18 protein-coding genes and 1 pseudogene are annotated in these 19,277 nt (G+C 60.2%); 4 read left to right on the plus strand and 15 right to left on the minus strand.

What is annotated here, in order from left to right:
* Positions 1 to 23 precede the first annotated feature (23 nt).
* Positions 24 to 566, minus strand: coding sequence for a YaeQ family protein (locus M1E04_RS19570; protein ID WP_065989944.1), 543 nt, complete (start codon positions 564 to 566; stop codon positions 24 to 26).
* 250 nt (positions 567 to 816) lie between these two features.
* Between M1E04_RS19570 and M1E04_RS19575 the strand changes: the two genes are divergently transcribed.
* A complete protein-coding gene (locus tag M1E04_RS19575; protein WP_432213753.1) occupies positions 817 to 1,662 on the plus strand; it encodes a TIGR02285 family protein in 846 nt (281 codons plus the stop codon).
* A 195-nt stretch (positions 1,663 to 1,857) separates the two neighbouring features.
* Here M1E04_RS19575 and M1E04_RS19580 read toward each other — a convergent pair whose 3' ends face one another.
* The 11 genes and pseudogenes from M1E04_RS19580 to ffh form a co-directional block, all read right to left on the minus strand.
* Positions 1,858 to 2,154: a DUF3509 domain-containing protein gene (locus tag M1E04_RS19580; protein ID WP_192132263.1), complete on the minus strand. Its 297-nt coding sequence runs from the start codon at positions 2,152 to 2,154 to the stop codon at positions 1,858 to 1,860.
* 213 nt (positions 2,155 to 2,367) lie between these two features.
* Positions 2,368 to 4,416, minus strand: a pseudogene (locus M1E04_RS19585) (transporter substrate-binding domain-containing protein); the annotation flags it as partial.
* Between the two features lie 199 nt (positions 4,417 to 4,615).
* A complete protein-coding gene (gene thrC, locus M1E04_RS19590) occupies positions 4,616 to 6,025 on the minus strand; it encodes a threonine synthase (RefSeq protein ID WP_065989950.1) in 1,410 nt (469 codons plus the stop codon).
* A 142-nt stretch (positions 6,026 to 6,167) separates the two neighbouring features.
* Entirely contained in the window at positions 6,168 to 7,472 is a 1,305-nt protein-coding gene (locus tag M1E04_RS19595) for a homoserine dehydrogenase (RefSeq protein ID WP_369318875.1), read from the minus strand.
* A 132-nt stretch (positions 7,473 to 7,604) separates the two neighbouring features.
* Positions 7,605 to 8,345, minus strand: a complete 741-nt coding sequence (gene dsbC, locus M1E04_RS19600) for a bifunctional protein-disulfide isomerase/oxidoreductase DsbC (protein ID WP_369318874.1) — start codon at positions 8,343 to 8,345, stop codon at positions 7,605 to 7,607.
* A 167-nt stretch (positions 8,346 to 8,512) separates the two neighbouring features.
* Positions 8,513 to 9,409, minus strand: coding sequence for a site-specific tyrosine recombinase XerD (gene xerD / locus M1E04_RS19605; RefSeq protein ID WP_192132272.1), 897 nt, complete (start codon positions 9,407 to 9,409; stop codon positions 8,513 to 8,515).
* A gap of 128 nt (positions 9,410 to 9,537) precedes the next feature.
* A complete protein-coding gene (gene rplS / locus M1E04_RS19610) occupies positions 9,538 to 9,888 on the minus strand; it encodes a 50S ribosomal protein L19 (RefSeq protein ID WP_037012438.1) in 351 nt (116 codons plus the stop codon).
* Between the two features lie 43 nt (positions 9,889 to 9,931).
* Positions 9,932 to 10,684, minus strand: coding sequence for a tRNA (guanosine(37)-N1)-methyltransferase TrmD (trmD, locus tag M1E04_RS19615; protein WP_065989956.1), 753 nt, complete (start codon positions 10,682 to 10,684; stop codon positions 9,932 to 9,934).
* Between the two features lie 3 nt (positions 10,685 to 10,687).
* Positions 10,688 to 11,224 carry a ribosome maturation factor RimM gene (gene rimM, locus M1E04_RS19620; protein ID WP_037012440.1) on the minus strand — a complete coding sequence of 179 codons (537 nt, stop codon included), beginning with the start codon at positions 11,222 to 11,224 and terminating at the stop codon, positions 10,688 to 10,690.
* A 5-nt stretch (positions 11,225 to 11,229) separates the two neighbouring features.
* The gene (gene rpsP, locus M1E04_RS19625) at positions 11,230 to 11,481 is read right to left on the minus strand and encodes a 30S ribosomal protein S16 (RefSeq protein ID WP_037012442.1); all 252 of its coding nucleotides are present in this window, start codon (positions 11,479 to 11,481) and stop codon (positions 11,230 to 11,232) included.
* A gap of 247 nt (positions 11,482 to 11,728) precedes the next feature.
* Entirely contained in the window at positions 11,729 to 13,105 is a 1,377-nt protein-coding gene (ffh, locus tag M1E04_RS19630; RefSeq protein WP_065989960.1) for a signal recognition particle protein, read from the minus strand.
* A 291-nt stretch (positions 13,106 to 13,396) separates the two neighbouring features.
* On the opposite strand from ffh, the gene M1E04_RS19635 reads away from it, so the two are divergent.
* The 3 genes from M1E04_RS19635 to M1E04_RS19645 all read left to right on the plus strand — a co-directional run bounded on the left by M1E04_RS19635 (position 13,397) and on the right by M1E04_RS19645 (position 17,085).
* Complete coding sequence (locus M1E04_RS19635) at positions 13,397 to 14,209, plus strand: cytochrome C assembly family protein (protein ID WP_065989961.1); 813 nt, start codon at positions 13,397 to 13,399, stop codon at positions 14,207 to 14,209.
* A 12-nt stretch (positions 14,210 to 14,221) separates the two neighbouring features.
* Complete coding sequence (locus M1E04_RS19640) at positions 14,222 to 15,460, plus strand: CNNM domain-containing protein (RefSeq protein WP_192132277.1); 1,239 nt, start codon at positions 14,222 to 14,224, stop codon at positions 15,458 to 15,460.
* 302 nt (positions 15,461 to 15,762) lie between these two features.
* The gene (locus M1E04_RS19645; RefSeq protein ID WP_065989963.1) at positions 15,763 to 17,085 is read left to right on the plus strand and encodes an MFS transporter; all 1,323 of its coding nucleotides are present in this window, start codon (positions 15,763 to 15,765) and stop codon (positions 17,083 to 17,085) included.
* Positions 17,086 to 17,165: 80 nt separating this feature from the next.
* Here the strand turns inward: M1E04_RS19645 and purT are convergent, their stop codons facing one another.
* From purT to M1E04_RS19660, 3 genes are all read right to left on the minus strand, one after another.
* The gene (gene purT / locus M1E04_RS19650; protein WP_192132281.1) at positions 17,166 to 18,347 is read right to left on the minus strand and encodes a formate-dependent phosphoribosylglycinamide formyltransferase; all 1,182 of its coding nucleotides are present in this window, start codon (positions 18,345 to 18,347) and stop codon (positions 17,166 to 17,168) included.
* A 117-nt stretch (positions 18,348 to 18,464) separates the two neighbouring features.
* Positions 18,465 to 18,728, minus strand: coding sequence for a DUF1289 domain-containing protein (locus M1E04_RS19655; RefSeq protein WP_192132283.1), 264 nt, complete (start codon positions 18,726 to 18,728; stop codon positions 18,465 to 18,467).
* Entirely contained in the window at positions 18,728 to 19,252 is a 525-nt protein-coding gene (locus M1E04_RS19660) for a gamma carbonic anhydrase family protein (protein WP_065989968.1), read from the minus strand. Before M1E04_RS19660 ends, M1E04_RS19655 begins: the two co-directional genes overlap by 1 nt.
* Positions 19,253 to 19,277 lie beyond the last annotated feature (25 nt).

Raw genomic sequence — 19,277 nt, forward strand, 5'->3', positions numbered from 1 at the left:
GGCCGTCGCGGTGCAGGCGTGAATCAGCCCCGCTCGCCTGCCAGCCACTGCAATTGCACTTCGTGCTGGCCGCGATCATCTGTGACGAAGATCGTGCCTTCGCTGATCATTACGTCCCACTTGATCACCCGTGGCATGTCCTTGGACAAGACTTCGAGCGCCTCTTGGGGTACCGAAGCGATGTTGACGTTCTTCAGCGTCTTGATCGCCGGTATGACCTTGCCTTCCCACACCCGCAGACTGCCGTAGGCCAGCAGGCTGGTGCGTTCGGTACGGCGCGAGCACCAGGTCAAACGGTCGGCGTCGGGCTGTCCGACTTCGATCCAGTGCAGGACGCGATCGTCCAGACTCTTTTCCCACAGCGCCGGTTCATCGACGTCTGACAGACCCCGGCCAAACGACAGGTGCTCGTTGTACCAGAAGGCGTAGGCCAGCAGGCGCACGGTCATGCGCTCTTCGGTTTCCGAAGGATGACGGGCGATGGTCTGCTTGACGGTTTCATAGACCCCGCGATCAAGGTCGGTGAGGTTGAGTTCGAACTTGTAGGTCGTGGACGGCTGGGCCATGAACGGGCTTCTAGAGAGACGGGAAAGGCGGCAAGTCTACCCGATGCAGCCCCGTTGAACGACCGAACTCGATGAGCGATGCGGCTCGTCTCTCAAATGGGAGACGGGGCACAACGTTCGCGAGGCGTTACTCATGCCCCCATGACATGTGTTAAATAAATGAGGCACATCACCGATTCCTTGCTGCGAGACGCTGTCGATGAGGGTCAACGCTTCCATGCATGTCACCGGTTCCCGAATGCGCGCCTTGCTGATCGCAGGCCTGTTCGCCTGCCTGCCCGGTACGGCGTCGGCACGTGAAACGCTGATCTGGCTGCTGCGCGACTTCCCGCCCCTGACCATATTTTCCGGACCATTGGCGGGCCAGGGTGCCATCGACAAGCTGATGCCCGAGCTGACTGCCCGGATGCCGGAGTACGATCACCAGGTCATGCACGTCAACCGCGCGCGCGGAACCCAGATGCTCAATGACCCCGACGTGTTCGCCTGCGACCCGACCCTGCTGTGGACGCCCGAGCGCGACAAAACCATTCTGTTTTCCATCCCGTCCTACGCCACGCCCAGTAACGGCGTCACGATCGAGCGCAGACGCCACGCACTGTTCGCACCGTTCATCAACGCCGACGGCCGCCTCGACCTTGCCGCCTTACTGGCCAGCGACAGCGTCGATGTCGGCATCGTCGGCGAACGCAGCTACGGCCCCGTCATCGATAAAGTGTTGCGCGAGACCCCGCACCCCGAACGTCTGATCCTGCACTACGGCAATACAGCGGTGGGCAGCATGCTGGAAATGGAACGGCTGGATCGCTTCCAGGCGATCATCAGTTACTGGCCGGAAGCGCGCTTTCACGCGCAGGAACAGGGCATTCCGCTAACAGAGCTGGAGTTCTTGCCGGTCAAAGACGTGCCCAAATACCAGTTCGCTCACATTGCCTGTTCGAAGACCGAGAAGGGCCGTGCGGCGATGGAGATCATCAACCGGGAAATGCGTGTGCTGCGCGTGACGCGACTGATCGGGTTTTACGCGGAGTGGATGATGAAGAAGGAGGAATACCTGCGCGACGCCCAGACATTTTTCGATGAGGAAACGAATTGACGCCGGGTGAAATCCGCGCCTGGCGTTGAAGCCCTGAATGTCAGACAAAAGAAACCCCGAGCAGCGGGGAGACTACTCGGGGTCAACCGTGGTCCATCTTGGACCCGTACGGCAGGCAGCATGAACATCGGAGCACAATGCCTGCGCCTGCCGTAACTGATAGGAGCCTACCGAATGGAGAAGGTTCCCTGCGACTCAGACGAAAGGTCGGGAGGCAGCATAAGTGGCAGACTGGGACACATTGCGCATGGCAGCGATGACACAAGGCTCGATGCGCCCTTCTGCCACCATCAAATCACGGTGAAGACCATCTACCACGTCAGTCAGCTGACGCTTGTCGCCCAACTGCGATGCAGAAAAAACCCGTTCAATCACCATCGCACCCGCTGGATTTTTCAGCGTCACCAGGCGTTCGCCCAGAATACCGGCCGGGCCGATAATCGCCTGATAAGGAGACAGCGCTTCGCTCAGTAGCAAGCTGATATTTTCCATCCGGATCACCACTCAACAGTTTGAATGCAAAGGTGCTAACCAATGACCATTGGCAGCAGCGGAAAGTTCTGAGCAGTGTGGCGCTTTGACACATGCGCACTGACTGCAACAGCTTGACTCCGGAGCATGCCTGCCGAATGTGACAGGCAAAATTTACACCCCTGATGCCTTCGCTCGCCCCAATTCGTCGAGCAGCGCCTTCAACTGCCCTGCCGCCCGCTCCGCGGCCTGACGTGCTTCGCGCAACTCGCTCTCCAGGCGCTTACGCTCGCTGATGTCCATCCAGCCGCCGAGCAATCCCTGCATCTGACCGTCGGCGCGATGATAGGGCACCGCCCATTGCCAGGCGTAGACCCGTCGCCCGGCCAGCGTAAGGACGCGCTCGGCAAACACCGGCTCCTGCGTCTCCAGCAGCTTCATGTAATCGGCGTGCAGTTGCTCGGCCATATCGCGGTCAACGAGATCGACATCGGTCAGGCGTCGGCCTTGCATCTGTTCGTAACCGATCCCGAAGCTCTCCTCATAACTGCGGTTGCAGGCGACGAGCCGGCCTTGCAGATCACGCACATAAACAGGGTTGGGGAAAGCATCGAGCAATGTCCGTTTGAAGGCGAGCTGATCACCCAGCTGTGCTTCGGCGCGCTGCCGTTGATGGATCTGATACCTCAGGCGGCTACTCCAGACCAGCGACACCAGACCCAGCAACAGTGAGGCGCCCGTAACCCCATAAATCCAGTTGGGGATGCGGTTCCACACCGAAGGCGGAGCGGCTGCCGCGCCGAGCCATTTGAGGCGAATAGCGCGCATTTCCGTCACGGAAAATTCCTCAAGGGCCTTGTTCAGAATGCCGAGCAATTCGGGATGGGCCTTGACCACGGAAAACCGGTCCGGAGACCACAACCCTTCGACGCTGCGGCCCACTTTCAGCCCGCCGGGCGGATACAGCCAGGCGCCCGCCTCGTTCTGAATAGTGGCGTCCGCCTCCCCCTCCTCGACGAGCTGGCGGGCTTCGGCGTAGGTGGGCACGAGCAGCAGGCGGATCTGCGGGTAGCGTGTCTGAATAAACTCCAGCAACGCATGTCGCGCGGGGAGTGCGAGCACCTTGCCGGCCATGTTCGCCAGCTGAAGGGAGACATTGCTGTCGGCGCGTTCCAGAAATACCCAGCTGTTGCCTCCAAATGCATATGTGAAATACAGCATTTTCTTGCGCTCGGGGTTTTCGGCCAGGGTGGTATTCATGTGCGCGCCGCCGTCTGCCAGGGTCTCAAGCAGAGAATAGGTGGAAGGCGCTTCCTGATAGACAAACTGCAACCCGGTCAGGCGCGAAATGCGCGCCAGCACATCGACATTCAGCCCCACCCATTGACCACGAGCGTCTTTGTAGATGTAGGGAGGGTGCTGAGTTGACGCCACCACCACCCGCGGATGTTTGCGGATCCACAACTGTTCAACGGGGTTGATACTGACTTGCCGACGCGCAGGGTCAGCGCCAAGCCCGACGGTCCATCGCCCCAGGATTTCCCGGTGCAAAGACTCGTCCATGTCTGCCAGCACGCGATCGAACAGTGCGTGAAGCCTCGCGTCTTTATCGCGAAGGGCGAACGAAAAACCCATGGGGGGCAACAGGCTGTCGAACTTGCTGTGCAGCCCCAGGTACGGGCGCAAAAGGCTGTAGGACTGCACCACGAGCTCGTTGGCAATCAGCGCGTCGGCGTCGTCGTGGGCCAACGCCTCCATGGCGCTGTAGAGCGTGGGCGCAAGCACGATGTTGCTTTCGGGGTAGATGCGCTGCACAACCGCAGCGTCGGCATAGCCGTCCAGCAGCACCACGCGTTTGCCTTCCAGCGTAGGCTTGAGGCTGGTGTCGTTGGCCCGGCCGAACACCACCGCGCGGTCCGCCAGGTAGTCGCGCGTCATCGACAGTCCGGCTTTGTTTCGCTCAAATCCGCTGGCGCTGGTCAGCACGTCGATGTCACCGGCCAGGAGTGCCTCCACCGCCTTCTCTCGTTTAGCGAACCCTCGCACTTGAACGGGAATTGCCAACCGGGCGCTGACTACGCTGAGGTAATCCGCGCTGATGCCCTGATAGCGATTGCGGTCAGTGGTGATGTCGACGGGCTCGTGATCGGCGACGGAAATGCCCACCCGGAGCGTTTTTCGTGCGTCCAGCCACTGACGGTCCGCGTCATTGAGGGCGATGGGCTGTTGCGCAAGGAAAGGCGCACCCAGGGCGAACGGCAGGTTTTCACTGGAGTGACCCATGGGACTGTAGAGGCAGACGAGCAGCAGCAATGCCCATAGCGCCGGTCGGAGATCAAGGTGACGGCCATTGAATGCCGTTGAGTAAAAATGTTTAACAACCACAGGCTTATCCGAGAAATTAAGATTCTTCGGAAGTGTGGCACGCGGAAAAAACAAGGCCCGCTGCGAGGCGGGCCTTAGTTGTTACACGGCGATACGGTCAGAGAGGTTTGCCACGATTGCCATGCTGGCTGACAAAGGCCTGTACGGCCTTGAGGTCATTTGGCAGGACGGTGCAGCGTTCGTCTCGCTCAAACAAATCAGACAAATGTGCAGGCAGCTCGAGCGCTTTTCCTACACCGGCCTTCAGCACGGCATCCGGGAACTTGACCGGATGCGCCGTTCCCAGAATCACCATCGGCGTATCGAGGCTGCGGCGGCAGTCCCGTGCGGCTTTCACGCCGATCGCGGTGTGCGGATCGAGCAGCTCGCCAGTGCTGGCGAATACTTCGGCGATGGTTTTGCAGGTGTCTTCGTCACTGACCGCCAGCGAATCAAACAGCTTGCGGGTTTCGGTCCAGCGTTCTTCATCCACGCTGAAACCGCCGCCTTGCCTGAAGGTGTCCATCAGCTTGGCAATCGCGCCGCCGTTGCGACCGTGCATGTCGAACAGCAGACGCTCGAAGTTGGACGACACCATGATGTCCATCGAAGGGGTCAACGTCGCGTGCAGGGTTTCCTTGACGTACTGATTGCCGCTCATGAAGCGGTGCAGGATGTCGTTGCGGTTGGTCGCGACCACCAGTTGGCTGATCGGCAGGCCCATGTTGCGGGCCAGGTAACCGGCGAAGATGTCACCGAAATTGCCGGTCGGCACGGAGAACGCCACCGAACGTGCCGGGCCGCCCAACTGCAGCGACGCGTGAAAGTAGTAGACGATCTGGGCCATGATCCGCGCCCAGTTGATCGAGTTCACCGCCACCAGACGCGTGCCTTTGAGGAAGCTCTGGTCGGCGAAGCTGTTCTTGACCATTTCCTGGCAGTCGTCGAAGTTGCCTTCGATCGCGATGTTATGGATGTTCTCGCCGAAGATGGTGGTCATCTGGCGGCGCTGAACATCGGACACGCGATTGTTCGGGTGCAGGATGAAGATATCGACGTTGTCGCAACGACGGCAGCCTTCGATGGCGGCCGAGCCAGTGTCACCGGAAGTGGCGCCGATGATGACCACACGTTCGCCGCGCTTCTCGAGCACGTAGTCCAGCAGACGACCCAGCAGTTGCAGTGCGAAATCCTTGAACGCCAGGGTCGGGCCATGGAACAGCTCCAGCACCCACTCGTTGCCGTTGAGCTGACGCAGGGGCGCAACCGCAGCGTGGGAGAACACGCCGTAGGTTTCTTCGAGGATCTTCTTGAAATCCGCGTCCGGGATGCTGCCCGTTACAAACGGACGCATCACACGAAAAGCCAACTCGTGGTAAGGCAGGCCGGCCCAGGACGCGATTTCTTCCTGGGTGAAACGCGGCAGGTTTTCCGGAACGTACAGACCGCCATCGCTCGCCAGACCGGTCAGCAGCACGTCTTCGAAATTCAGGGCCGGTGCCTGGCCGCGGGTACTGATATAGCGCATTGTTCAAACCTTCGGTTTGGGCGGCAAGCTTCGAGTGGCGGGCTGCAAGTCAAAGTGCTTAACCTTCAACTCCAGCCCGGGACCCAAAGCTCACCGCGATATGATTTTGCTGTTACTTGCCGCTTAACGCTTGCGGCTGATCTCAGTTCAAATGCTCAACGCGGATGCGGACAACCGGCCCGGCGACATCTTCCAGCGCTTCCAGCGCTTTGATCGCATCGTTCATGCGTTTCTCGACCACGCGGTGGGTCAGCAGAATCATCGGCACCAGGCCGTCATGTTCTTCGACTTCTTTCTGCATGATCGATTCGATGTTGATGCCGCGCTCGGACAGGATGCTCGCCACCTGCGCCAGCACGCCGGGATGATCCTTGGCCTGGATGCGCAGGTAGTAGGCACTTTCGCACGCGTCGATCGGCAGGATCGGGTGGGCCGACAGCGAGTCGGGCTGAAAGGCCAGATGCGGGACACGGTTTTCCGGATCGGTGGTCAGGGCACGGACGACGTCGACCAGATCCGCCACGACGGACGAAGCGGTCGGCTCCATGCCGGCACCTGCGCCGTAGAACAGAGTCGATCCGGCTGCATCGCCGTTGACCATCACGGCGTTCATCACACCGTTGACGTTGGCGATCAGGCGATCGGCCGGGATCAGGGTCGGGTGGACGCGCAGTTCGATACCGCTCGGCGTGCTGCGGGCGACGCCCAGGTGCTTGATCCGGTAGCCCAGCGCTTCGGCGTAATTGACGTCGGCGGTGGTCAGCCTGGTGATGCCCTCGGTGTAGGCCTTGTCGAATTGCAGCGGGATGCCAAAAGCGATGGACGCCAGAATGGTCAGCTTGTGCGCCGCGTCGATGCCTTCGACGTCGAAGGTCGGATCGGCTTCTGCGTAACCCAGCGCCTGCGCTTCAGCGAGGACGTCCGGGAAAGTACGGCCTTTTTCGCGCATCTCGGTGAGGATGAAGTTGCCGGTGCCGTTGATGATGCCAGCCACCCAGTTGATGCGGTTGGCCGACAGGCCTTCACGAATGGCCTTGATCACCGGAATGCCGCCCGCCACTGCCGCTTCGAAGGCGACGATGACGCCCTTCTCCCGGGCCTTGGCGAAAATTTCGTTGCCGTGCACGGCGATCAGCGCCTTGTTGGCGGTGACCACGTGCTTGCCGTTTTCGATGGCCTTGAGCACCAGTTCACGGGCGATGGTGTAGCCACCGATCAGCTCGATGACGATGTCGATTTCAGGGTTGCTCGCCACGTCGAACACGTCGGTCGTGGTCGGGGTACCGGTAATCTGGCAATTGGGGTTTGGTGTACGCATGGCAATCTGCGCCACTTCGATTCCACGCCCGGCACGGCGGGCAATTTCCTCGGCGTTACGCTTTAGCACATTGAAGGTACCGCCACCGACAGTACCCAGCCCACAGATGCCTACTTTGACCGGTTTCACTATGAACTCCCCATAAAACGGCCGACGCGAGGCCGGCCGTGGAATCAGCCGCATTCAACACGGCTCGCTATTGATGAAGCGCTGCACACAGGCCGCTTCAATGTTTACCGCAGGAGGCTGCGATAAACGAAATTACTTGGCGCCCAGCGCCAGTTTGGCCACTTGCGGCGCCGGCTGGTAGCCCGGAATCAGCTGACCGTCGGCCAACACGATGGCCGGTGTGCCGTTCACGCCGATGGACTGGCCGATCTCGAACTGTTTGGTGACCGGGTTATCGCACTTGGGCGCCTGAATATTCTTGCCGTCGACCATGCGGTCCATTGCACCGCGGCGGTCCTTGGAGCACCACACTGCCTGGAGTTGCTCGTCACCCGACGAACCGAGGCCCTGACGCGGGAACGCTACATAGCGCACTTCGATGCCGCGCTTGTTCAGCTCCGGCACTTCGGCGTGCAGCTTGTGGCAGTACGGGCAGGTGGTGTCGGTGAATACCGTGATGTGGGATTTGGTCTCGCCCACGGCTGGGTAGACGACCATCTCAGCGGCAGGGATGCCGTTGATGGTCTTGGAAATCGCCTGACGCTCGACTTTCTCGGTCAGGTTGACCGGCTTGCCGGCCTGCATCTGATACAGGTTGCCCTGCATCACGAACTGGCCGTCCGCACTGGCGTACAGCACGCGACCGCCTTTCAGATTGACCTCATAGAGGCCGTTCAACGGGCTGCTGGAAATGCTCTCGATGGGGATTTCCAGATTGAGCGATTCCAGGGTCTTGCGAATGGCTTTGTCGGACGCCTCATCGGCGTGGGCAAACAGGCTGAAAGAGCTGGCCAGCGCTACAACGGCAGCACCGAGAAAACGAGTGACGCGCATGAAAACTCCTCGAGCGGTGAGCAGACGGGCCGGGCTGAAAACGGGTGGCGAAACCGCACCAGGATGTTTTCAGGGCCTTGATCTGCGAAACCGGCAAAGCCTATCACATAAGGCTCGCAAGGCCGACGCCCGCCGATGTAAGACAGGTCGCAAATTACTGAAGTCATCTACCCCCTCGGGTGGTGCTTCGCATGCATTTCCTGCAACCGCGCGCGGGCGACGTGGGTGTAGATTTGCGTCGTCGACAGATCACTGTGACCGAGGAGCATCTGCACGACGCGAAGATCGGCGCCGTGGTTGAGCAAGTGCGTGGCAAAGGCGTGACGTAGGGTGTGTGGCGAGAGGGACTTACCGATGCCGGCGACTTTGGCCTGGTGCTTGATGCGGTGCCAGAAGGTCTGGCGGGTCATCTGCTCGCCGCGCTGGCTGGGAAACAGCACGTCGCTGGGGCGGCCGTTGAGCAATTCGTGGCGGGCGTCGCGCATGTAGCGCTCGACCCAGACGATGGCTTCCTCCCCCATCGGCACCAGCCGCTCTTTGCTGCCCTTGCCCATGATGCGCAGCACGCCCTGGCGCAAGTTGACCTGTTCAAGCGTCAGGCTGATCAGCTCAGTCACCCGCAGTCCGCAGGCGTAGAGCACTTCAAGCATCGCCCGGTCACGCTGGCCGATGGCTTCGCTCAGGTCGGGCGCAGCCAGCAACGCTTCGACGTCGGCTTCGGACAAGGATTTGGGAAGTGGCTTACCCAACTGTGGCATGTCGACCTGCAACGTAGGGTCGACCGCGATCAGCTTTTCTCTGAGCAGGTAGCGATAGAAGCCACGCACGCCGGAAAGCAGTCGCGCTGTCGAGCGAGGCTTGTAGCCGTTGTCGACCCGCCATCCGAGGTGATCGAGAATCGCCTCCCGACTGACACTCATCAGGTCCACGCCCTGCTCCTGCAACCGGCCGTTGAACAGTGCGAGGTCACTGCGATAGGCATGGCGCGTGTTGTCCGACAGCCCTTTCTCCAGCCACAGAGCGTCAAGGAAGCGGTCGATCATGGGATGGTCAATGGCGGGCATGGGTTCTCACTTGGGGTGTGGAAACCGGTGGCAGTTTTTCATACTTGCGAAGGCGGGACAAAACCGAATGCCAGAAAGCAAAAAAGCAGCCCGTAGGCTGCTTTTTCATTCGCATGGGAAGACTGGGATTAAACCAGTTTTTCCTTGATGCGAGCTGCTTTACCGGACAGGTCACGCAGGTAGTACAGCTTGGCCTTGCGAACGTCGCCGCGACGTTTCACAGCCATGCTGTCGATTTGCGGGCTGTAGGTCTGGAAAGTACGTTCAACGCCAACACCGTTGGAGATTTTACGAACAGTGAAAGCACTGTTCACACCACGGTTACGCTTGGCGATAACAACGCCTTCGAACGCCTGCAGACGAGCGCGGTCGCCTTCCTTCACTTTCACCTGAACGACAATGGTGTCGCCCGGGGCAAAGGGAGGGATCTCTTTGGTCATCTGCTCTGCTTCGAGTGCAAGGATGATTTTGTTAGTCATGCTGTGCTCCTAAGGTAAATCGGTTCGATCTACCATCGATACGTTAACTATCGTCCCGCTCGCGGAGGTATTCCGCCAGCAGCTTCTTCTCTTCTCCAGAAAGCGAGCGGCTTTCCAGAAGATCGGCGCGTCGTTCATAGGTCCGCCCAAGGGACTGCTGTAAACGCCAACGCCGGATGTGTGCGTGATTGCCACTAAGCAATACGTCGGGAACACGCTGATCCGCATACACCTCCGGTCGGGTGTAGTGCGGGCAATCCAGCAGACCATCCGTGAAGGAATCTTCCTCCGCGGAATCTACATGCCCTAAAGCTCCAGGCAGCAGTCGCGTAACCGCATCTATCAGGACCATGGCCGGCAGCTCACCGCCAGATAACACATAGTCGCCAATCGACCACTCTTCATCGACATGAGCTTCAATGAAACGCTCGTCGACGCCTTCATAACGACCGGCAATCAGGATAAGTGCTTCTTCCTGCGCCAGTTCGCGTACCGCAGACTGATCCAGCTTGCGGCCTTGTGGCGACAGGTAAATCACCTTCGCCGCATCCCCCGCCGCCTGCCTGGCCTGAGCCAGAGCATCTTCGAGGGGCTTGATCTTCATCACCATGCCAGGGCCACCGCCAAACGGGCGATCGTCCACAGTGTGATGTCGATCAGTGGTGTAATCCCGCGGATTCCAACAGGTCAGCTGCAACAGCTCCTGTTTCACCGCACGGCTGGTAATGCCGTATTCGCTGATGGCGGAAAACATCTCGGGAAACAGCGTGATGACTTCTATGCGCAGGCTGGCCATTGCTTAGAAATCCGCGTCCCATTCCACCTTCATCTCGCCTGCAACCAGATCAACTGCCAACACGCATTGCTCCGTATAGGGCAAAAGGCGTTCGCGATCATCCAGACTGCCTGCGCAGGGTTTGACCACCATTACATCGTTTGCGCCGGTTTCCAGAAGATGATCGACCTTCCCGAGCAATTGCCCAAGACCGTCAATGACCTTCAGACCTTCAAGCTGGTACCAGTAGTACTCGCCGTCGGTCAATTCAGGGAACAGGTTGCGCGGCACGCAGATCTCATAACCGGCCAGAAGACGAGCTTCTTCACGATCATCAAGACCCTTGAGCTTGGCGACCAGGAACTTGTCGTTCCCGCGTCCACTGACCAGCTCGACCTGTTTCACATTGCCTTCGCGCTTGAGCGTCCAGGTTTTGTACTGCAACAGGTTTTCAGTCGGATCAGTAAAGGAATACACCTTCACTTCGCCGCGAACGCCGTGTACCGAGTAAATCTTGCCGATGACGATCAGATCGTCGGCGGAAGCTGGCGTCGCGTTCATATTGCTCAGGCCGCAGCCTTGGCAGATTCCTTCAACAGCGAAGCAACACGCTCAGAAGGTTGTGCACCAACGCTCAGCCAGTAGGCCAGACGCTCTTGGTTCACGGACAGACGGATTTCCTGACCACGGGCAACCGGGTTGAAGAAACCGATTTGTTCCTTGTGGGAACCGTCACGTGGGTTGCGGCTGTCGGTGACAGTCAGGTGGTAGAACGGGCGCTTTTTAGAGCCGCCAAGGGCAAGACGGATTGTTAGCATTGAACAATTTTCCTGTAGTCGGTGCTGCAAATCTAAGATGCACAGCGGGCATGGGTGCCCGAAAGGCCGCATATTCTAAGGAATATCCGGATTTTTGCAAATGACTTTTTCCGGCGTACGCCGTCAGGCCACTTAGATCTGCCGTGGAGCCGTCAGCGAGGGACGGCGGTGAGCGCCTGCCTGAGCAGGCCATCGGGACGGTTGCCCCCATGAATGACGCGCGGGAATCACTCCCGCGCGATGCAATTTACATTTTGGGCATACCGCCGCCGGGCAACATTCCGCCCATGCCGCGCATCATTTTCGCCATGCCGCCCTTGGTCGAAAACTTTTTCATCATCTTCTGCATCTGTTTGTGCTGCTTGATCAGACGACCGATGTCCTGCACCTGGGTGCCCGAACCCATGGCGATACGGCGTTTGCGTGAACCGCTGATCAGCTCAGGGTCGCGACGCTCGGCCGGGGTCATCGAATTGATGATGGCTTCCATTTGCTTGAACTGCTTTTCGGCGGCGCCTTGTGCGTTACCCATCTGCGACAGGTTCACGCCACCGATGCTTGGCAGCTTGTCCATGAGCCCGCCCAGGCCGCCCATGTTCTTCATTTGTTGCAGCTGATCGCGGAAGTCCTCGAGGTCGAAGCCCTTGCCCTTCTTCAGCTTCTTGGCCAGCTTGTCGGCCTTGTCCTTGTCGAGGGTCTGTTCGGCCTGCTCGATCAGGCTGAGCACATCACCCATACCGAGGATGCGCGATGCGATACGGTCCGGATGGAAAGGCTCCAGCGCCTCGCTCTTCTCGCCCATGCCGATGAACTTGATCGGCTTGCCCGTAATGGCGCGCACCGACAGTGCAGCACCGCCACGGGCATCGCCGTCGACCTTGGTCAGGATCACACCGGTCAGCGGCAGCGCATCACCAAACGCCTTGGCGGTGTTCGCAGCATCCTGGCCGGTCATCGCGTCGACGACGAACAGCGTCTCGGCCGGCTTGACCGCCGCGTGCAGCGCCTGGATCTCGCCCATCATCTCGGCGTCGATGTGCAGACGACCGGCGGTGTCGAGGATCACGACATCAATGAACTTGAGCTTGGCTTCTTTAATAGCCGCTTCGGCAATGTCGACCGGCTTCTGGCTGATGTCGGACGGGAAGAACGTCACGCCGATGTCGTTGGCCAGGGTTTCCAGTTGCTTGATCGCGGCCGGACGATAGACGTCCGCCGACACCAGCATCACGGTTTTCTTTTTGCGTTCTTTCAGGAATCGGGCGAGCTTGCCGGCAGTGGTGGTCTTGCCCGCACCTTGCAGACCCGCCATCAGGATGACCGCCGGCGGCGTGACGTTGAGGGTCAGCTCTTCGTTGGCCGCCCCCATCATCTCTTCCAGCTCGGCCTGGACAATCTTCACGAACGCCTGGCCCGGCGTCAGGCTGCGCGACACCTCGGTGCCGACGGCGCGCTCCTTGATGCGATTGACGAAGTCTTTGACAACCGGCAAGGCGACGTCGGCTTCAAGCAGCGCCATACGCACTTCACGCAGTGTGTCCTTGATGTTGTCCTCGGTCAGCTTGGCTTTACCAGTGACCTGGCGCAGCGTCTGCGAGAGACGATCTGTCAGATTTTCAAACATGCGTGATCCTTTGGGTTCGTGCTGAACCCCGATTGATGCGGCCAGGCCCGTAGCGGCCTTTTTCAGTCGGCTGGCGAGATCGCGACGCCTGCTCTTCAGAGAGTCGCTATTGAAATAGGGACGCTATAAAGGCGGCTGAAACAGCGATCGGCTAGCCTGTGGATTGAGCAGGTCGCGGATTATAGCGAAGACTCCAGCGCACGGACACCACGGCGTCTCCTTCTGTAGTCTTTCGTGAAATGCGCGTTTTATGCCAAACTCACCGGCTTTCGAGCACGCCCAACAGGATCTATGTCCCCCTTGTCACCGAGTTTGCTCTTCAGCCTCGCCGCCGCCGTGTTTTATGCCGCTGCGACTGTCTACCAGGGTATGCGCCTGCGTCAGGGCCAAAAGGCCGACAAATGGCTGCTGTGCCTGATCGGCACCCTTGCCGTCGCTTGCCAGGCCAGTGCGCTGTTCGGCCAACTGGTGCGCCCTATCGGCCTGGGTCTGGACTTTTTCAGTGCCGCCAGCCTGATTGCTGTTGCCGTCATCATCGTGACCATGCTCGCGTGCATTCGCCTCCCGGTCGAAATCCTGCTGATCCTCCTGTTCCCGCTGGGGCTGCTGACGAGCCTGATGGCGCAGTTCGCGCCTTCCGGTACCCAGCAACCGATCATCGAAGAACACGGCATCATCAGCCATATCCTGCTGTCGATCCTCGCCTACGGCATGTTCACCATCGCGGTGTTCCAGTCCCTGCTCCTGCTGCTGCAGGATCATCAGCTGAAGAACAAGCACCGCCTTGGCCTGATCAGAAGCTTCCCCCCGTTGCAGACCATGGAAAGCCTGCTCTTCGGCTTCCTCTGGGCCGGGTGGGTCTTGCTGTCGATGTCGCTGATCTCCGGCTGGCTGTTCGTCGAAAACCTGTTTGCCCAGCATCTGGTACACAAAACCCTGCTGTCGATCCTCGCGTGGATCGTCTTCAGTGTGCTGCTGTGGGGACGCCACCATCTGGGCTGGCGCGGCCACAAGGCGATCCGCTGGACGCTGGGCGGATTCCTGCTCCTGATGCTGGCCTACTTCGGCAGCAAGCTCGTTCGTGAATACATCCTGCACATCTGACGGGCGTTGATCATGGATAATCTGCCGGTCGGCACAATGCTCACGCTGCTTGCCCTGCTTACCTTGTGGTCCGGGCTGTTCAGCGCGGTCGAGGCGGCGCACCATAATCTGCGGGCGATGCCGGTCAATCACCGTTCCAACGAGCCACCGAAGCCGGTTCTGGCGTTCAACCTCAACAGCCTTATCCTCGGCAACACGCTGCTCAAGGCGCTGATCACCGTGCTCGCCACGTTGCTGGCCATCGGGCACTGGTATTTCCACGGCCCGCTGATTGCTTGGCTAGGTGTCGCCAGCGTGCTGGTGGTGGTGACCGAGTTCATTCCGCGAAAGCTGGCGGCGCGTCGTCCCGAGTCAATCCTGCTGCTGGGCAACAACGTGCTGCGCATCCCGGTTCGGCTGCTGCAGCCGCTGACCTGGCTCTACAAGAACATCGCCAAAACGCTGTTGCGCCCTTTTCTGTCGAAGCGCCGGCCAGACACCATCGATGACGAAGACGACACGCGCCCGACGGTCTATCAGGACAACGAAAGCCAATATGGCCGTGCCCACGTCATCTCCGGGATTTACGCGCTGGACCGCATGACCGTGAATGACATTCTGGTGCCGCGCAGCGAAGTCGACGGCATCAACCTCGACGACACCATCGAGGAGATCATCGACAAGCTGATCATCTCTCGCCACACCCGCCTGCCGGTCTACTACAACGACATCAATCAGGTGGAAGGCGTGCTCAACACGCGGATGATCAGCCACCTGCTGCCGCGCAACGAGCTGACCAAAGAGGCGCTGCGGGCCGCCTGCTACGAACCCTACTTCGTGCCGGAAAGCACGCCGCTGCAGATGCAACTGCTCAACTTCCACAAACAGCAGCGGCGCATGGGCGTGGTGGTCGATGAATACGGCGAGGTGCTGGGCATCGTCAGCCTCGAGGACATTCTGGAAGAGATCGTCGGCGAATTCGAAAGCGAGCAAGCCCTCGACAATCCGCATATTCAGCCGCAGCCTGACGGGCGCCTGGTGATTGACGGCGCGGCGTCGATTCGTGATTTGAATAAAAGCCTCGGCTGGCACCTCCCTTCCGACGGGCCCAAAACCCTCAACGGTCTGATCACCGAAGCGCTGGAGACCATTCCCAACAGCGCGGTCTGCCTTAAGATCGGCCCTTACCGCCTGGAAATCCTCGAGACCGAAGACAACCGCGTCAGCCGCGTGCTGATGTGGTTGAACACCCGCACCAAAGACGTGATCTGAAAAGTCGGGCGGCGCCCTGAGGCACTTGTTTCCGCGCCGATCCCCTTCCTATAATCGATCCGCTTACCCAGCCCCGCCGATCCGCGTGCTACCCGCACGATGCGCGATCTGGCCAGTCACACAGCCTGACCGCTCACGCGACACCCTGGCCTTCGCTCCCATCCCGAGCACGCCACGCATCTTTGCCCGCATCCGGGCTAGTCTGTTCAGCGCTGGACCAAAAAAACAATTAACGATTGCCGCAGCGCGCGTACGAATTTTCGTCACCCGCTGACAGGCGATACGACTGCCAGGGATTCCCCATGACCACGACTTCTGCCTTTCCGAGCAGCGACGAGAGCGAGGCCCGCCCCGCCAATTCCGCGGCCCGCGTCGCCACCGCCAGCTTCATCGGCACCGCCATCGAGTTCTACGATTTCTACGTGTACGCCACCGCCGCCGCGCTGGTGATCGGGCCGGTGTTCTTTCCGCAAACCTCCAGCACCGCACAGATGCTGTCGGCGTTTCTGACGTTCGGGATCGCCTTTCTCGCACGTCCGCTGGGCTCGGCGCTGTTCGGTCACTTCGGTGATCGTGTGGGGCGCAAATCGACACTGGTGGCCTCGCTGCTGCTCATGGGGGTCTGCACCACGCTCATCGGCGTGTTGCCGGGTTACGACGCCATCGGATCATGGGCGCCGATCCTGCTCTGCGTGCTGCGCTTCGGCCAAGGCCTCGGATTGGGCGGCGAATGGGGCGGCGCGGCGTTGCTGGCGACCGAAAATGCGCCCAAGGGCAAGCGTGCGTGGTTTGGCATGTTTCCGCAGTTGGGCCCATCCATCGGCTTCCTCGCGGCAAACGGGCTGTTTCTGACGCTGGCGATGACGCTGGATGACGAGCAATTCCGCTCCTGGGGCTGGCGCGTGCCGTTTCTGCTCAGTGCCGTGCTGGTCATCATCGGGCTGTATGTGCGCCTCAAGCTTGAGGAAACGCCCGTGTTCGCCAAGGCCATCGCCCGCCATGAGCGTGTGAAACTGCCGATTGCCGAGCTGTTCGGTCAGTACTGGAAGCCAATGCTGCTAGGGGCCGCGTCGATGGTGGTGTGCTACGCGCTGTTCTATATCTCCACCGTCTTCTCGCTGAGCTATGGCGTGAAAACCCTGGGTTACAGCCGCGAATCGTTCCTCGCGATGTTGTGCTTTGCGGTGCTGTTCATGGCCATGGCGACACCGCTTTCCGCGTTGGCGAGCGATCGATTTGGTCGCAAGCCGGTGCTGGTCATCGGCGGCGTGCTGGCGATCCTGTCGGGGTTTCTGATGGAGCCCTTGCTGACCCACGGCACGACCTGGGCGGTGACGCTGTTCCTGTCGATCGAGCTGTTTCTGATGGGCGTTACATTCGCGCCGATGGGGGCGATGTTGCCGGAGCTGTTTCCTACGCGGGTGCGATATACCGGCGCGTCGGCGGCCTACAACATCGGCGGCATTGTTGGTGCCTCGGTGGCGCCTTTCTTCGCGCAGAAGCTGGTGGAGATGGGCGGTTTGAGCTGGGTCGGTGGCTATGTCTCGGCGGCGGCGTTGATCAGCGTGATCGCTGTGCTGTGCCTGAAAGAAACCCGGCACGCGGACCTGGATACGATTGCCTGAGCAAACCGGGTATCGACGGTGCGTGATCGCCAAACAAAAACGGCGCCCCTGAGGGCGCCGTTTTTCATTCAGCGTGATGCTTACAGCTGAACCTTCACCGCCATCGACGCGCGGGTGGCTTTGCGACGGGCCGCTTCGATCGACTCGTCGCGCGCCAGTGCCACGCCCATCCGGCGCTGACCATTGACCTCAGGCTTGCCGAACAGGCGCAGCGCGGTGTCCGGTTCGCTCAAGGCTTGCTCCAGGTTGGCGAACGCCGTCTGGGTCGACTGGCCTTCAACCAGAATCACGGCCGATGCTGATGGGCCGAACTGGCGAATCAACGGGATCGGCAGACCGAGAATGGCCCGCGCGTGAAGCGCGAACTGCGAAAGGTCCTGGGAGATCAGCGTGACCAGACCTGTGTCGTGGGGGCGCGGCGAGACTTCGCTGAACCAGACCTGATCGCCCTTGATGAACAACTCGACGCCAAACAGACCACGGCCACCCAGCGCCTCGGTTACCGCTTTGGCGACGCGCTCGGACTCGGCCAATGCCACCGGGCTCATGGCCTGGGGCTGCCACGATTCCTGATAGTCGCCCTTCTCCTGACGATGACCGACCGGCGAACAGAAGGTCGTGCCGCCGACGTGACGCACGGTCAGCAAGGTAATTTCGTAATCGAAATCGATGAAGCCTTCGATGATCACACGGCCTTTGCCGGCACGACCGCCTTCTTGCGCATAGTCCCAGGCCTTCTGGATGTCCGCGTCGGTTTTCAGCAAGCTTTGACCCTTGCCCGACGAGCTCATCACCGGCTTGACCACACACGGGAAGCCCAGGTCTTCGACGGCTTTTTTGTAGTCTTCGAAGGTGTCGGCAAAGTGATATGGCGAGGTGGGGAGGTCCAGCTCTTCAGCGGCCAGACGACGAATACCTTCGCGGTTCATGGTCAGCTGCGCAGCGCGGGCCGTCGGAATGACCGTGAAGCCTTCGGACTCCAGCTCCACCAGGGTCGCGGTGGCGATGGCTTCGATTTCCGGGACGATGTAATGCGGTTTCTCGGACTCGATCACCGCACGCAAGGCGGCGCCATCGAGCATATTGATCACGTGGCTGCGGTGTGCGACCTGCATCGCCGGAGCATTGACGTAGCGGTCGACGGCGATCACTTCAACGCCCAGGCGCTGAAGCTCGATCACTACTTCCTTGCCAAGCTCGCCACAACCGCAGAGCAAAACGCGGGTCGCGGTCGGCGACAGTGGAGTTCCGATTTGAGTCATCTCAGGTCCTCGTGGAGCAGGTCGAGGGTTGCTCGCCGTGTGCAAGCAACCGCAGGTAGAAAGGCGCGCAATTTACCATGAAGGCCGGGGAATGGGATGCAGCGGCGCAGGGTTGATTCAACCTTGAGGGTTGTCGCCACCCAGTAGAAACATCATCCCGCTGGCTCTCGCCCGCTCCTCGCAGGCGATCAACACCGCGCGACGTGCCTGGTTGTCCATGCGGCTCCAGCCGGTGATCTCGGCCACGGTGCGCTGGCAACCGGTGCAGATGTCGGCGTCGTCCAGGGCACAAATGCTCACGCAGGGCGAGCGGACGGGCTTTTCATGAATCGGCTTGTCATGAACGGTTGCTTCATGGATCGGGGGTATGGCGCTGGACATCAATCTTCCTGCGGGGCCAGGTCACGCGCGTAGCGGTGAGCGTTGTGGACGTAATGGGCGGCGCTGGCGTCGAGCATCTGCTTCTGTGCGTCAGTCAGCTCGCGGACGATCTTGCCGGGCGAGCCCATGACCAGCGAACCGTCAGGAATGACTTTGCCTTCGCCGATCAACGAGTTCGCGCCGATGATGCAATGCTTGCCAATCTTCGCGCCATTGAGAATGACCGCGTTGATGCCGATCAGCGTGCTGTCACCCACGCTGCAACCGTGCAGCATCGCGTTGTGGCCGATGGTCACGTTCCGTCCGATGGTCAGCGGCGAGCCCATGTCGGTGTGCATCACGGTGCCGTCCTGCACGTTGCTGTTCTCGCCGATGTCGATGAGCTCGTTGTCGCCACGCAACACCGCGCCGAACCAGACGCTGGCGTTGGCCTGCAAACGCACGTTGCCGATGACGGTGGCTGTCGGCGCGATCCAGCTGCTGGCGTGCGCATCGACGCGGGCATCGCCCAAGCGGTATTTCATGGCGTATTCCTCATGACGTATTCCT

Source organism: Pseudomonas sp. AK106 (genome assembly GCF_053903055.1).

Bases quoted from the DNA above. Each gene is read 5' to 3' on its own strand.
- rpsP (WP_037012442.1), bottom strand. From the start codon at position 11,481: ATGCTAACAATCCGTCTTGCCCTTGGCGGCTCTAAAAAGCGCCCGTTC.
- xerD (WP_192132272.1), bottom strand. From the start codon at position 9,409: ATGCCCGCCATTGACCATCCCATGATCGACCGCTTCCTTGACGCTCTG.
- trmD (WP_065989956.1), bottom strand. From the start codon at position 10,684: ATGGCCAGCCTGCGCATAGAAGTCATCACGCTGTTTCCCGAGATGTTT.
- purT (WP_192132281.1), bottom strand. From the start codon at position 18,347: ATGACTCAAATCGGAACTCCACTGTCGCCGACCGCGACCCGCGTTTTG.
- dsbC (WP_369318874.1), bottom strand. From the start codon at position 8,345: ATGCGCGTCACTCGTTTTCTCGGTGCTGCCGTTGTAGCGCTGGCCAGC.
- M1E04_RS19570 (WP_065989944.1), bottom strand. From the start codon at position 566: ATGGCCCAGCCGTCCACGACCTACAAGTTCGAACTCAACCTCACCGAC.
- M1E04_RS19580 (WP_192132263.1), bottom strand. From the start codon at position 2,154: ATGGAAAATATCAGCTTGCTACTGAGCGAAGCGCTGTCTCCTTATCAG.
- thrC (WP_065989950.1), bottom strand. From the start codon at position 6,025: ATGCGCTATATCAGTACCCGCGGCCAGGCACCGGCCCTGAATTTCGAA.
- M1E04_RS19645 (WP_065989963.1), top strand. From the start codon at position 15,763: ATGACCACGACTTCTGCCTTTCCGAGCAGCGACGAGAGCGAGGCCCGC.
- rimM (WP_037012440.1), bottom strand. From the start codon at position 11,224: ATGAACGCGACGCCAGCTTCCGCCGACGATCTGATCGTCATCGGCAAG.
- rplS (WP_037012438.1), bottom strand. From the start codon at position 9,888: ATGACTAACAAAATCATCCTTGCACTCGAAGCAGAGCAGATGACCAAA.
- ffh (WP_065989960.1), bottom strand. From the start codon at position 13,105: ATGTTTGAAAATCTGACAGATCGTCTCTCGCAGACGCTGCGCCAGGTC.
- M1E04_RS19660 (WP_065989968.1), bottom strand. From the start codon at position 19,252: ATGAAATACCGCTTGGGCGATGCCCGCGTCGATGCGCACGCCAGCAGC.
- M1E04_RS19655 (WP_192132283.1), bottom strand. From the start codon at position 18,728: ATGTCCAGCGCCATACCCCCGATCCATGAAGCAACCGTTCATGACAAG.
- M1E04_RS19635 (WP_065989961.1), top strand. From the start codon at position 13,397: ATGTCCCCCTTGTCACCGAGTTTGCTCTTCAGCCTCGCCGCCGCCGTG.
- M1E04_RS19640 (WP_192132277.1), top strand. From the start codon at position 14,222: ATGGATAATCTGCCGGTCGGCACAATGCTCACGCTGCTTGCCCTGCTT.